Annotated in this window: 12 protein-coding genes and 1 tRNA gene; 7 read left to right on the top strand and 6 right to left on the bottom strand. The window is 44.3% G+C overall.

Annotated features, from left to right (window positions below; translation table 11 throughout):
• Nucleotides 1-10 precede the first annotated feature (10 nt).
• From AC2A4J_RS17730 to AC2A4J_RS17720, 3 genes are read right to left on the bottom strand one after another with little or no spacing between them, the layout of a single operon-like run.
• Nucleotides 11-1042: an asparaginase gene (locus tag AC2A4J_RS17730; protein ID WP_484176962.1), complete on the bottom strand. Its 1032-nt coding sequence runs from the start codon at nt 1040-1042 to the stop codon at nt 11-13.
• On the bottom strand, nt 1039-2442 hold the full coding sequence (locus tag AC2A4J_RS17725) for an aspartate ammonia-lyase (RefSeq protein WP_255825054.1): 1404 nt from the start codon (nt 2440-2442) through the stop codon (nt 1039-1041). Before AC2A4J_RS17725 ends, AC2A4J_RS17730 begins: the two co-directional genes overlap by 4 nt.
• A gap of 54 nt (nt 2443-2496) precedes the next feature.
• Nucleotides 2497-3921, bottom strand: a complete 1425-nt coding sequence (locus tag AC2A4J_RS17720; protein ID WP_255825053.1) for an alanine/glycine:cation symporter family protein — start codon at nt 3919-3921, stop codon at nt 2497-2499.
• A 226-nt stretch (nt 3922-4147) separates the two neighbouring features.
• On the opposite strand from AC2A4J_RS17720, the gene AC2A4J_RS17715 reads away from it, so the two are divergent.
• The gene (locus AC2A4J_RS17715; RefSeq protein ID WP_484176961.1) at nt 4148-4963 is read left to right on the top strand and encodes a helix-turn-helix domain-containing protein; all 816 of its coding nucleotides are present in this window, start codon (nt 4148-4150) and stop codon (nt 4961-4963) included.
• Here AC2A4J_RS17715 and AC2A4J_RS17710 read toward each other — a convergent pair.
• Together AC2A4J_RS17710 and AC2A4J_RS17705 are read right to left on the bottom strand one after the other, a co-directional pair.
• Complete coding sequence (locus tag AC2A4J_RS17710; RefSeq protein ID WP_255825049.1) at nt 4960-5157, bottom strand: DUF2986 domain-containing protein; 198 nt, start codon at nt 5155-5157, stop codon at nt 4960-4962. The two genes, AC2A4J_RS17715 and AC2A4J_RS17710, sit on opposite strands and share 4 nt — an antisense overlap.
• A gap of 101 nt (nt 5158-5258) precedes the next feature.
• A tRNA-Leu gene (locus AC2A4J_RS17705) sits at nt 5259-5343 on the bottom strand.
• Between the two features lie 158 nt (nt 5344-5501).
• On the opposite strand from AC2A4J_RS17705, the gene queA reads away from it, so the two are divergent.
• The 6 genes from queA (at nt 5502) to AC2A4J_RS17675 (ending at nt 12099) form a co-directional block, all read left to right on the top strand.
• Nucleotides 5502-6563 (top strand): tRNA preQ1(34) S-adenosylmethionine ribosyltransferase-isomerase QueA, encoded by a 1062-nt coding sequence (queA, locus tag AC2A4J_RS17700; protein WP_255825047.1) that lies wholly within the window; start codon nt 5502-5504, stop codon nt 6561-6563.
• 32 nt (nt 6564-6595) lie between these two features.
• Nucleotides 6596-7714: a tRNA guanosine(34) transglycosylase Tgt gene (gene tgt, locus AC2A4J_RS17695; protein WP_205116925.1), complete on the top strand. Its 1119-nt coding sequence runs from the start codon at nt 6596-6598 to the stop codon at nt 7712-7714.
• A 72-nt stretch (nt 7715-7786) separates the two neighbouring features.
• Nucleotides 7787-8113: a preprotein translocase subunit YajC gene (gene yajC / locus AC2A4J_RS17690; RefSeq protein WP_072840549.1), complete on the top strand. Its 327-nt coding sequence runs from the start codon at nt 7787-7789 to the stop codon at nt 8111-8113.
• A gap of 78 nt (nt 8114-8191) precedes the next feature.
• The gene (gene secD / locus AC2A4J_RS17685) at nt 8192-10042 is read left to right on the top strand and encodes a protein translocase subunit SecD (protein WP_255825044.1); all 1851 of its coding nucleotides are present in this window, start codon (nt 8192-8194) and stop codon (nt 10040-10042) included.
• A 9-nt stretch (nt 10043-10051) separates the two neighbouring features.
• On the top strand, nt 10052-10966 hold the full coding sequence (gene secF / locus AC2A4J_RS17680) for a protein translocase subunit SecF (RefSeq protein WP_255825042.1): 915 nt from the start codon (nt 10052-10054) through the stop codon (nt 10964-10966).
• Nucleotides 10967-11103: 137 nt separating this feature from the next.
• Nucleotides 11104-12099 (top strand): serine hydrolase domain-containing protein, encoded by a 996-nt coding sequence (locus tag AC2A4J_RS17675; RefSeq protein ID WP_484176960.1) that lies wholly within the window; start codon nt 11104-11106, stop codon nt 12097-12099.
• Between the two features lie 76 nt (nt 12100-12175).
• Here AC2A4J_RS17675 and asd read toward each other — a convergent pair whose 3' ends face one another.
• On the bottom strand, nt 12176-13036 hold the full coding sequence (asd, locus tag AC2A4J_RS17670) for an archaetidylserine decarboxylase (protein ID WP_484176959.1): 861 nt from the start codon (nt 13034-13036) through the stop codon (nt 12176-12178).
• Nucleotides 13037-13061: the final 25 nt, after the last annotated feature.

The following is a 13061-nucleotide window of genomic DNA, read 5'->3' as shown; positions in this document are numbered from 1 at the left end:
TTTAGAACATTTACAGGGAGGTAAACTCACCGCAATAATTTGTGTTCCATTTCTCTAGAATACCGTGATAGGTTTCCCCTGTGGCAATTAGCCAATGGAGTTTGCAGAAGGCCGCTTCTAAAGTCATATCTTTACCGCTTAATACATTCATTGACGATAGGATAGATCCCGCCGCATAGGCGCCCTGAGAGACGCCGCCGTGTAGGCATTGGGTTAAATTTATGACGTTTTTCTTGCGCAACATGGCTTCTGTTAAGAAAGACAAAAATGCAGGGTTTTGGTCGGGTACATTGCCTGCGCCATAGGTTAGCAGAACAATGGCTTTGCAATTTTCGTCATCGAGTAGACTTTGTAAAACTGCAATGGGTTGACTTGGGTGAAGAGTGATGACTCCAACAGCGCCCGTTATAAAACAAACGATGCGGTTTTCAACCAGGGGCGCCGAGTTCTCTTTGTTACTTTTAATCATGCGATCTGGGTAAAGCTTAATATCAATTGCCAGCTCGCCAAGTAAATCATCATTGGGGGCTTGGAAGGCTTCAATACGATTGCTACTGACTTTTTGAATGCGGTTGCCACGCATTAGCTTGCCATCAAAAACTAAGCTCACATCGGGTATTTTGTGGGAGACCGCTAGCGATAATGCGGCTTGTAAATTGGAAGTCGCATCGCTTCGATTCATACCTAAAGGAATTTGCGAACCGGTTAGGATGATGCTCTTAGTGCAAGCGCCTAGCATGAAAGACAAAGCAGAAGCTGTATAAGCCATGGTGTCCGTGCCATGGAGAATGACAAAGCCAGCGTAATCTTTCCAATGGGTTGCAAGAATTGCGACTAACTTCGTCCAGTGCTTTGGCGTTATGTTGGCGCTGTCTATTAAAGGTGAAATTTCCAATACTTCAAAAGAGGGAAGCGTGTTTACGCTCATCCCTAATGCCATCTCGATGCGCTCCTGCAGGCCAGAAGCAGGGGCTAATCCCTGCTCTGTTTGAACCATTCCAATGGTGCCACCCGTGTATAAGATGAGAACTTGTGCACTCATAATACCACCTTGCTAGGTGACAGCATGGATTGTGGGCTGAGCAAAATATTCACTTGCTCTTCTGTGAGCAGATTTTCTTCAATGACCAAAGCTTTTACGGTATTGCCAGTATGTAATGCGGTGTTGGCAATGCGAGATGCATTGGCATAACCAATGTGCGGAACTAACGCAGTGATGATGCCGATGCTGTTTTCAACGTGGCCAGCACAAATGGCTTCGTTTGCTGTAATGCCACGTATGCAGCGAGTTTCTAACATATGACAAGCCTCTTTGAGCATTTTTAACGAATTGAGTACGTTATAAATGATCATCGGCTCCATGGCATTGAGTTGTAGTTGACCTGCTTCGGCGGCCAATGTCACCGCAAGGTCGGATGCGATGACTTGGTAGGCCGTTTGGTTCATTGCTTCAGGAATAACGGGGTTTACCTTGCCCGGCATAATGGAAGATCCTGGTTGCATTGCAGGTAAGTTGATCTCGCCTAAACCAGTACGAGGGCCACTTGATAATAGGCGCAAGTCATTGCTCATCTTGCTTAGTTTGATCGCAAGGCGTTTTAAAATGCCAGAGAAAAAAACGAACGCACCCATGTCGGAGGTTGCTTCCACTAGGTTGCTTGCTGGTACGAGTGGTTTGGTTGAGATGGTTGCTAGTTTTTCTACAACCAGTTTTGCGTAACCCTCAGGTGTATTGATGCCAGTACCGATTGCGGTGCCGCCAAGGTTGACTTCACAAAGCAGTGCACAGGCTTCGCTGATGCGATCAATGTCTTCGCCAAGGGTAACGGCAAAGGCATCAAATTCTTGTCCTAGTGTCATTGGTACGGCGTCTTGCAGTTGCGTACGGCCCATCTTTACGATGTGGGCGAATTCACGAGCTTTGGCTTCTAGCGCTTCTTTTAGTGAAGCAAGACTTGGAACAAAGTTATCCGCTGCAAATTGGATGCTCAAACAAGCGGCCGTTGGGTAGGCGTCGTTGGTGGATTGTGAGCGGTTAACGTCGTCATTTGGATGCAGGTATTTGTAATCGCCTTTTTCATGGCCTAGTTTCGTTAATGCTATGTTGGCGATGACTTCGTTAGCGTTCATATTTGTTGATGTGCCTGCGCCGCCTTGGATTACATCGACAATAAATTGGTCGTGATATTGACCTTGAATTAAGTCTTGGCAGGCAAATACGATGGCGTCTGCTTTTTCAGTCGTAAGTAGTTTCATTTCTTGGTTGGTTCGAGCGGCAGCGGCTTTCACCATGGCCAACGCTTTGATCAGCTCAGGAAAGTGGGAAATTGGAACGCCAGTGATGGAAAAATTCTGAGCTGCACGCAATGTTTGTATGCCGTATAACGCGTCAGCGGGAACGTTCATATTGCCAAGTAAATCGTATTCAGAGCGAGTGTTCATGATGGCTTCCTGACGCCTCACCGGATAGGGTGAGGCGTAATCTAAGTTGAATTGTTAGCGGTGAGAGTCGTTAGTTGGCCAAGATTCTTGGTCAAGTTCTAAGTCTTGAAAACGGGCGGCTTCAAATGTCGGCGTTTTCTTGCCTTCTTTGCGCTGATCGTCAAAGTCTTTCATGACGCGCTTTGCAATTTTAAATAGCAAGGCAAGAGCAAATAAGTTAACCAGAGCTAATAGCCCCATACTTAGATCCGCAAAGGCGAACACAGTGCCCAAATCAAGAATAGCGCCTGTACAGCAAAGGCAAATTATGATGACGCGGAAGGCATTCATGTAGAAGCCATGATTATCAGATTTGGTTAGGTAGCTAACGCTATTTTCACCTAGGTAGTAGTTGTAGAGAATGGTACTAAAGCCAAATAGCAACAAAGCAATACTGACAAACATACGACCGTAATCACCCATGTGTGTGGCTAAAGAAGCTTGAGTCAGTGCGACGCCTTGAACTGTATCTGTGCTGCTTGGGTCGTAAGCGCTGCCAAGAAGAATGATCAGAGCAGTACAAGTACACAATACAATGGTGTCGATAAAGACAGAAAAGGCTTGAACGATACCTTGGTTTGCAGGGTGTGGAATGTGAGCTACCGCAGCCACGTTTGGTGCACTTCCAAGGCCAGCCTCATTAGAGAACAGGCCACGTTTTACGCCCATTAGAATGGCTGCACCTATGCCACCACCAAATGCAGGCTCTAAACCAAAGGCGCTTTTTACAATCATCACTAGCGTGTCAGGAATGGCACTTAGGTTCATCGCAAGTACGATGAGAGCGATGAGTAAATAACCGCCTGCCATGATAGGCACTAATATTTCAGCAACTTGAGCGATACGTTTCACTCCGCCGAAAATAATCAGTCCAACAATAAGTGCCATACCAATTCCGCTGTAGTAAGGCTGAATGCCAAACGCATCTTCTAGGGATGTCGCAACTGAGTATGACTGAAGCGTCGTGAAGGCAATGCCAAATGTGGCTAATAGTAATATTGAATAGAGAACAGATAGCCATTTCCAGTTTTTGCCTAGGCCTCGTTCAATATAAAATGCTGGGCCGCCACGATAAGAGCCGTCACTTTCTGCTGATTTATAGGTTTGCGCTAACAAGCACTCTACAAAGCTGGTTGCCATGCCCATTAGGCCAACAACCCACATCCAGAAAATTGCACCTGGACCGCCAATGGTGATGGCTACGGCTACACCGGCAATGTTGCCGCCACCGACGCGACCAGCAACCGATAATATTAGTGCTTGGAATGAGCTTAAGTGTTTGCTGTTAGCTTCATGGTGTTTGGCTGTTAGTATGCTAAACATATTACCAAAGTAGCGAAACTGTACGAAGCGGGTTGCAACGGTAAACCAAATACCAAGACCGACTAATACAGCAATAAGAACCTTGCTCCAAAGCAAGTCAGTGAGAAGGGATAGCATGGATAATAACTCCTAGTGTTTTTAGATTTATTAAGGGGGTATTGAAGCGGTTATTGGAACGAAAAATGAGTAGGAAGGGGAGTTCGTAAATAGGTGCGGTCTGATGCTAGTTGATGCTATGGTAGCGTCAACTAGCACTATTTTATGCGTGTTATCTATTCTGTGATTTATTACACTAGCGACGAATTTATGTTGGTATGCAAAATAAGATTAAATAGGGCTTATCATGGTTCAGCATTTTGCGGATAACTTGCAATTGTTATGCAGTTATTACAAATCGGTTGCGGATGTATGTCGTCGACTTAATATTAATCGTGCGCAATTTAACCGTTACCTCAATGGTACAACCATGCCGAGTAACAGTACGCAGCGACGTATTTGTGAGTTTTTTGGTGTAGAGCCTGATGAAATGATGCTCTCCCATGAGCAGTTTGTTAAGTTGGTGCAAGTGCGTCCGATTCGTCAGAGTGAAGAAAGCAAAAGTCTGACGCCTGAGCAGTTGCAATTCAATCGACTTAATCAATCAGGCCAGTTGGGTGTGGCAAAATATAATGGCTACTATTTCGAGTATTATTACTCCATGGCGTGTCCAGGGAAAATATTGCGTACCTTGGTGCATATCGAATCGCAAAATGGCAAGACCTATTATCAGCGTACCGAGCGGTTAAACCCGCGCAATGTCAAAAAGTCTTTCCATGGTGTTTATAATGGTTTCGTGCAATTGCTTTCGGATCGGTTGTTTTTGATTGATTATGAAAGTCAGACGCATGTAGAGATGACACAGACCATACTTTATCCCTCTTTTCGAAATCGCGTTGAGCGCTTGACTGGGTTGCGTCTAGGGGTGTCAGGTAGTGGCGAAAGGGCGCCATGTTGTGTGCGAGTTGTGTATGAATACTTGGGCAAAAATATAAACAAAAAGCATGCGGTTGCTCAGTGTGGTTTATATGACCCAAAGAGTGATGAGATAGATGAGGATATTTGCCAGTCAATCCATAATGATATAAATGAAGGCGACTGGCATTTTAGAGCGCGATTTTAAACGTCTGTTGTTTCGTTTGTGTCTGCTGTTTCTGTGGTGATTTCCGCGCTTGGGTTAGCTGCCGCTTCGGCTTCCATTTTTGCGCGTTCCGCTTTGGAAATGTATTTTGGCTTGGATTTTTTAGGGTTAACTTTTAAGTTAGCCTGCTTCATGCGTTTGTCGTATATATCTTTGATTTTTTTGCGGCGATTCATGTGTTGTTCCTAAAATGATGCATTTATGTAATTTCATAACCCAAGAATGACATTCAAGGAACGAAAAAAAAGCCCTGATCAATGATCAGGGCTTTTTATGTTGGTACCAGTAGGCGGACTCGAACCGCCACACCCGAAGGCAACGGATTTTGAATCCGTCGTGTCTACCAATTCCACCACACTGGCCTTGAAAAAGGTGAGGCGTATTTTAGGGTATTTAGAAGATAAGTCAACGGCTATTAGTATTATTTTTTATCTTTTTCACAACTGGTGGCTAGGAAGTACCTTTTTGAGAGGTTTTTCGCTAGAATACTGGGTCGTTTTTCCTAGGTAGCTTTCTTTTCATGCTCGTTTCCGATTATCACTTTGATTTACCCGATTCATTGATCGCTAATTACCCCATGCCAGATAGAACCGCCAGTCGCTTGCTGCATCTTGATGGCCCCAGTGGTGAGGTTGTACATCGTCAATTTCCTGATGTGTTGGACTTGGTTCAACCTGGAGATTTGATGGTGTTCAATAATACTCGAGTCATTCCTGCGCGCGTCTTCGGGCAAAAGGAGTCTGGCGGAAAAGTTGAAATACTGGTTGAGCGAGTCATTAATACGAATGAAGCGCTGGCTCATGTGCGTGCGAGTAAATCGCCAAAAGAAAACAGTAAGCTGATTTTAGGGCAAGATAAGGGTGAGCAAATAGAAGCGACTATGATTGGTCGTTCCGGTGCTTTATTTCACCTTGCTTTTAATGAGCCCGTTTTGGATGTGTTAACACGTGCGGGGCATATGCCGCTGCCGCCTTATATTGAACGTCCTGATGAAGACAGTGATCAAGAGCGTTATCAAACCGTTTATAATCAAAAGCCCGGTGCTGTTGCGGCGCCGACTGCGGGTTTGCATTTTGATGATGCGTTATTGGAAAAGCTAAAAGCAAAAGGCGTAGAAACGGCATTTGTTACCTTGCACGTTGGTGCAGGAACGTTTCAGCCTATGAAGGTTGAAAATGTAAAAGACCACATTATGCACGCTGAATACGTAGAGGTTGAGCCTAGTGTTGTTGAGCAAGTAAAAGCGACCAAGGCGCGAGGTGGTCGAGTTATTGCGGTAGGTACGACAAGTGTTCGCAGTCTTGAATCGGCAAGCCAAAGTGGTGAGATAGCGCCGATGCAGGATGACACCAGTATTTTTATTTACCCAGGTTATGAATTTAAAACCGTGGATGCTTTGGTGACGAATTTTCATTTGCCAGAGTCCACGTTGATTATGCTGATTAGTGCTTTTGCGGGTTATGATCATGTTATGGCCGCCTATAAAAAAGCAGTAGAACAGAAATATCGATTTTTTAGTTATGGTGATGCCATGTTTATTACACGAAATGCGCAGGCTAAAGGCCCGCAAGGTGAGGAATAAGACGTATGTCTGATAAGCGTCCAGAATGTTTTATGGATTTTGAACTTCACACTACGTCAGGAAAAGCGCGCCGCGCTACCTTGACGTTCCCACGTGGGAAGGTTGAAACACCTGCTTTTATGCCTGTTGGTACTTACGGTACAGTGAAGGGCATGCTAACCAAAGATATCGAAGAAATTGGTGCTGATATTATTTTGGGTAATACCTTCCATCTTTGGTTACGTCCGGGAACGGATGTTGTGAAGGCGCATGGCGATTTGCATGACTTTACTCAATGGAAGAAGCCAATTTTGACTGACTCTGGTGGTTTTCAGGTGTTTTCTCTTGGGGAAATGCGCAAAATCACCGAGGAAGGTGTTAGCTTTCGCTCACCAATTAATGGCTCGAAAGTCTTCTTGAGCCCTGAAATATCCATGCAAGTTCAGCGTGATCTTGGTTCGGATATTGTGATGATTTTCGACGAGTGTACACCGTATCCGGCAACGCCAGAAGTGGCAGCGAAGTCTATGCGTATGAGTTTACGTTGGGCTAAGCGTTCAAAAGACGAGCACGGTGATAGCCCTTCAGCGTTGTTTGGTATTATCCAAGGCAGTATGTATGAAAACCTTCGAGACGAATCGTTAGAAGGCTTGGTAGATATTGGTTTTGATGGCTACGCAATTGGTGGCTTGTCAGTGGGTGAGCCAAAAGACGAAATGATGAAGGTATTGGATCACACGACACCAAAAATGCCTGCCGATAAGCCGCGCTATTTGATGGGCGTAGGCAAGCCAGAAGATTTGGTGGAAGGTGTGCGTCGCGGTGTCGACATGTTTGATTGTGTGATGCCAACACGTAATGCTCGAAACGGTCATTTGTTTACATCAGATGGTGTGGTTCGTATTCGTAACGCTCAATATCGTCATGATGTTGGCCCGTTAGACAAAGAATGTGATTGTTACACTTGTAAAAACTTTTCTCGGTCTTATTTACATCACTTAGATAAGTGTCAAGAAATGGTAGGGGCGCAATTGAATACGATTCATAACCTACGATATTACCAAACACTCATGGCGGGATTGCGTCTAGCGCTCGATGAAGGTAGATTTGACGCCTTTGTTGATGAGTTTTATGCAAAGCGAGGCTTAGAAACGCCAGCTTTGAGTGAATAATAAACAAAATCATGCGAATTTCTTTACAAAAGAGTTTGCAACAGTTTCATAAACCATTGGAGAGTTAACACCATGATCGCATTGATCTCACCAGCTTACGCTGAAGGCGGCGCAGCAGCAGATACGGGTATTTTTAATCTAGTACTTCTTGCTGGTTTCGTTGTCATTTTTTACTTCCTTATGTGGCGCCCACAAGCGAAACGTGCAAAAGAGCATAAAAACTTGATTGCATCTCTAGCAAAAGGTACTGAGGTAGTAACTGGCGGTGGTGTACTAGGTAAAGTGTCTAAAGTAGACGATAACTATGTAGTACTTGAAGTGTCTGAAGGCATTGAAATGAAATTTCAAAAATCTTCAGTTGCTGCTGTTTTGCCTAAGGGAACGTTAAAGTCAATTTAACCTTCTATGAAAAGCGCCTACCCAGGCGCTTTTCTTCTTTATCGATCCATTTAATTTTTTAGGTGTAAAGGAATTTTCATGCTTAACAAGTATCCCTTGTGGAAGTATTTGCTAATTCTTCTTGTTTTGGCTTTGGGGCTACTGTATGCCTTCCCAAACCTTTATCCGGATGATCCAGCGCTACAACTATCTACCCAAAAAGCAACGGCTGTTGTTGATGAGCAAGCTTTGCAAAAAGCGAAAAATGCGCTCTCAAAAGCGAATATAGATTTAAAACAAGCAGAGCTTACCTCTGCTGGCGGTACCTTGCGCTTTAATAGCGGTGAGGACCAACTTGCTGCTAAGCCAGTTGTGGCGGCAGCACTGGGTGATGATTATGTAACCGCACTTAACCTTGTTCCTACGACGCCAGACTGGTTGTCTTCGTTGGGCGCAGGCCCTGCTAAGTTGGGCCTTGATTTACGTGGTGGTGTGCACTTCTTGTTGGAAGTGGATACGCCAGCAGCGCTAAAGCAAAAGCTTGAGGTTAGTTCAAGTGAAATGAAAGCGGCGTTGCGAAAAGATCGCGTTCGCTACCGCAGTGTAGATATTGAAGACGGTGTGCTTTCTATTCGCTTTTTACAGCAATCAGATTTGGCTTCTGCTGAAACTTTGTTGGAGAAAGATTTTTCTGAATACCGTTACGCTACGCGTCAGGATGGAAGCGATTTCTTTTTGGATGTGAGTTTTACAGAGCCTGCTAAGAAAGAAATCGAGTCTTATGCGCTACAGCAAAACTTAACAACATTGCGAAATCGTGTAAATGAACTGGGTGTTGCTGAGCCTTTGGTGCAGCGTCAAGGTAGCAATCGTATCGTTGTGGAATTACCAGGTGTACAGGATACTGCAGCGGCTAAACGTATTATCGGTGCTACGGCCAACCTTGAGTTCCATTTGGAAGCGGGTCTGGATGATAAGGGTGCGGATATTGAAACCTTGTCTTTCCGTGATGGTAGTGGTCGTACAGCGCGTTTAGAGCGTGACCTTATTATTACGGGTGACAGTGTTTCTGATGCGAGTTCTTCTTTCGATGAAAATGGACGCCCACAGGTAAACATTAGTTTGGATTCCAAAGGCGGCAAGCAAATGAGTAAAGTTACTCGTTCTGCTGTAGGCCGTAACATGGCGGTTGTTTTCATTGAGCATAAGTCCCGCAGTCGTTTTGTTGAAAAAGACGGCAAAATGGAAGAAGTGCGCAGAAGTTACAGTGAAAAAGGAATTATTTCTTTAGCGACTATTCAAACGACACTAGGGAATTCATTCCGTATTACAGGGTTGGATAGTCCTCGTGAATCTTCTGAGTTGGCTCTGTTGCTTCGTGCTGGTGCTTTGGCTGCGCCAATTTACTTTGTGGAAGAGCGTACAATTGGACCAAGTTTGGGGGCGGAAAACATCAAGTTAGGTGTTAATTCGGCGCAAATTGGTTTGTTGGTTGTTATGTTATTCATGCTGGTTTACTACAAGGTATTTGGTATTTTTGCCAACATATCGCTGGGCTTGAATATCATACTGTTGATGGCTTGTATGTCTATTCTGGGGGCAACGCTTACGCTGCCAGGTATTGCAGGTATCGTATTGACGATGGGGATGGCGGTGGACGCCAACGTGCTGATTTTCTCGCGAATAAAAGAGGAATTGGCCAGTGGGGTGCCGAATCAGCAAGCTATCCATTCTGGCTTTAATCGCGCCTTTACAACTATTTTCGACGCTAACATTACTACTTTGCTAGTCGCTGTGATTCTGTTTGCAGTCGGTACGGGTCCTGTTAAAGGTTTTGCGGTGACATTGTCACTGGGTATTCTTACTTCTATGTTTACGGCAATTGTTGTAACTCGTGCACAAGTTAATCTTGTGTATGGTGGTCGTAAAAATAAGAAATTGTACATTTAGGAGAGCGCCATGAAAGTGACAAATATTCCGTTTATGGCAATGCGTAAAATCGTAGCTGTCTTTTCACTTGTGCTGATACTCATCTCTCTTGTTTCTTTGGCGACAAAGGGTTTGCAGTTCGGGTTGGATTTTACCGGCGGTACATTGATTGAGGTGGCTTATGAAGAAGCGCCTAATCTAGATGATGTGCGTACTTTGTTGGGTGAAAACGGCTATGAAGATATTGTTGTGCAAAACTTTGGTTCGCCGACAGATGTTGTGGTTCGTATGGCTAATGCCTACACAGCAACCCTTGGCGATGAAGTGCTAGCGACGCTTCAGAATCATGGTGAGACAGATGTGTCCCTTCAGCGCTCTGAGTTTGTTGGTGCGCAGGTGGGTGAGGAGTTGCGAGAGCAAGGTGGCTTAGGTATGTTGCTTGCCTTGGCGATTGTGATGATTTACGTCGCAGTGCGCTTCCAGTTCAAATTCTCTGTTGCGTCTGTTGTAGCTTTGGTTCACGACGTCATTATCACGTTAGGCTTCTTTTCCATATTTGAGGTAGAGTTTGATCTGACTGTGTTGGCAGCATTGCTTGCTGTGGTTGGTTACTCACTCAACGATACGATAGTGGTGTGTGATCGGATTCGTGAAAACTTCCGTATTATGCGTGACACAACGCCATATGATCTGGTTAATGAGTCGATTAATCAGACGCTTGGTCGTACTTTGATTACGTCTTTAACGACCTTGTTTGTGTTGGTTGTCTTGTTCGTTGCAGGTGGCGAAGCCATTCATAACTTCTCTATGGCATTGTTAGTAGGTATTATAATTGGTACTTATTCTTCTATTTTTGTTGCGGCAAATTTATTGCTGGCGATGAATGTAACACGCGAAGATTTGATTCCTGTGCCGAAAGAAGAGTTGGAAGACGATTTACCTTAAGTAGATCTTTTTCTTTTGTTTATAAAAAAAGCCTGCTTCGTGCAGGCTTTTTTGTTCGCTAGCTAGGTTTTGTTCGTTAGTGGTCTTTGTACCTGTTATGTTTTGGTCTTATTTAAAGTCGAGGTGAATCACTGAAGATGTATTTTTTATTGCTTAGCTCATTACTTTTGTTGGCTAGTGTTCAGGTAAATGCTAATGCCTTGGATTTAAGTGCAATGGATAAAACAGCGCAGAGCTTTTCCAATATCAAGACGATTCAGGTCGCTTATAAGGGGGAGCTTGTATGGTCAAAGGCTTATAACAAGGCGGATATTAATGCTGTTACCAATATTAAGTCGGCTTCGAAGTCTCTCATGTCAGCTATTGTTGGTATTGCTATTGAACGTGGTGTAGTTGATGGAGTTGATCTGTCTGTTGCATCTCTGCTGTCGGATCAACTGCCAGCTAATCTAGATCCTCGTTTAAGTGATATTACGATTGGGCATTTGCTTTCTATGCAGGCGGGCTTGGAACGAACCTCTGGGCGTTATTATGGTCGTTGGGTGGCAAGTGATAATTGGGTTCAAGCTGTTTTGTCGCGACCTTTTGTTGATGATGTCGGTGGTGATATGCAGTATTCAACCGGCAATACGCATCTTTTGTCTGCGATCATCATGTACCAGACAGGAGAGAATACTTATCAGTTGGCGAATAAGTGGTTACAAGGAAGTGGTATTCGAATTCAGAGTTGGGAAATCGATCCGCAAGGTATTCCAATGGGTGGAAATCAAGTGGGCATGACACCAGCGTCGCTATTGGCTTTTGGGGAATTGTATCGACGTGGAGGGGTGACTGCAAAAGGTCGTCGTTTACTTTCTGAAAAATGGATAGCCGAAAGTTGGGAGCCAAAAACACAATCTCGTTTTCATCGAGGGCTGTATGGGTATGGATGGTTTATTCAAAATTTTGAAGGTGTGCAGGGTTACTATGGTTGGGGTTATGGCGGGCAAATGATTTATGTTTTTCCGGAGCTGGATTTAACTGTAGCAATCACATCGGATGAGTTTTTGCCTTCTGGAAAGACTGGCTATCGTGACTCACTTCATGAAATGGTCGGTCAAGATATTATCCCTGCCATTCAGTCAGTTATGTAGTTTGAGTATTGGTTTGTAGTAGTAAAAAGCCTGCGATGATGGGCAGGCTTTTTTTGGTATGATTTTCTGGTGGTAATTACATGTTGGTGATTTTGCCGAAATGCATGCCCATTTTGGTTGGGGTTTCAGCTTGTATAGATTCTTCCCAATTTACCGCATCCTTGCCAAAAAGAACGATGGCGGTTGATCCAAGTTTGAATCGCCCCATTTCTTCACCTTTCTTAATCTCAATGTTATTGAGCTCTTTGTAGTCCCAAGTGACAACATTTTTGTTGAATGGTGTCACTTGCCCTGCCCATACCGTTTCTATGCTAGCTACGATCATAGCGCCAACCAAAATGACTGCCATCGGACCGGCTTCTGTATCGAATAGACAAACGGTGCGCTCGTTACGAGCGAATACGTTGGGAATTTGCTCAGCGGTTACTTTGTTTACTGAAAAGAGCTTGCCAGGGATGTGGATCATCTTGGTGAGCTTGCCTGTTAATGGCATATGGACACGGTGGTAGTCTTTAGGGGATAAATACACCGTAGCGAAAGAGCCGCCAAGGAATTGATTAGATAAAGAAGCATCGCCGCCCAATAGTGTTGTGAGGCTGTAGTGATGTCCTTTCGCTTGGAACAATGTGCCATGTTCTATTTTGCCAAGCTGGCTGACTGCTCCATCAGCAGGGCAGGCAATACCGTTTTCTTCATTGCAAATAGGGCGTAGTTCTGGGCGAATGGCGCGGGTGAAAAAATCGTTAAAGTTGCGGTATGACAATTCATCGCTGTTGATTGCTTCAGACATATCTACTTGGTATTTTTTGACGAATTGACTGATAAAGGTGTTTTTTACCCATTTATTTTCGCATTCCGCTATTTTTCCGATAGCTCTAGATAATGTTTTCTGCGGGGTGATATGTTGTGCAAAGGCAAAAAGTTGATCTTTAGTCACGTTGATTGTCCTGATATAAGTGAAT

This window comes from Marinomonas sp. ATLA20 (genome assembly GCF_057180105.1).
This window is presented reverse-complemented; position numbering and strand designations above follow the sequence as displayed.

Bases quoted from the DNA above. Each gene is read 5' to 3' on its own strand.
- secF (WP_255825042.1), top strand. From the start codon at position 10,052: ATGAAAGTGACAAATATTCCGTTTATGGCAATGCGTAAAATCGTAGCT.
- AC2A4J_RS17715 (WP_484176961.1), top strand. From the start codon at position 4,148: ATGGTTCAGCATTTTGCGGATAACTTGCAATTGTTATGCAGTTATTAC.
- AC2A4J_RS17725 (WP_255825054.1), bottom strand. From the start codon at position 2,442: ATGAACACTCGCTCTGAATACGATTTACTTGGCAATATGAACGTTCCC.
- tgt (WP_205116925.1), top strand. From the start codon at position 6,596: ATGGATTTTGAACTTCACACTACGTCAGGAAAAGCGCGCCGCGCTACC.
- yajC (WP_072840549.1), top strand. From the start codon at position 7,787: ATGATCGCATTGATCTCACCAGCTTACGCTGAAGGCGGCGCAGCAGCA.
- AC2A4J_RS17720 (WP_255825053.1), bottom strand. From the start codon at position 3,921: ATGCTATCCCTTCTCACTGACTTGCTTTGGAGCAAGGTTCTTATTGCT.
- secD (WP_255825044.1), top strand. From the start codon at position 8,192: ATGCTTAACAAGTATCCCTTGTGGAAGTATTTGCTAATTCTTCTTGTT.
- AC2A4J_RS17710 (WP_255825049.1), bottom strand. From the start codon at position 5,157: ATGAATCGCCGCAAAAAAATCAAAGATATATACGACAAACGCATGAAG.
- queA (WP_255825047.1), top strand. From the start codon at position 5,502: ATGCTCGTTTCCGATTATCACTTTGATTTACCCGATTCATTGATCGCT.
- AC2A4J_RS17675 (WP_484176960.1), top strand. From the start codon at position 11,104: ATGTATTTTTTATTGCTTAGCTCATTACTTTTGTTGGCTAGTGTTCAG.
- AC2A4J_RS17730 (WP_484176962.1), bottom strand. From the start codon at position 1,042: ATGAGTGCACAAGTTCTCATCTTATACACGGGTGGCACCATTGGAATG.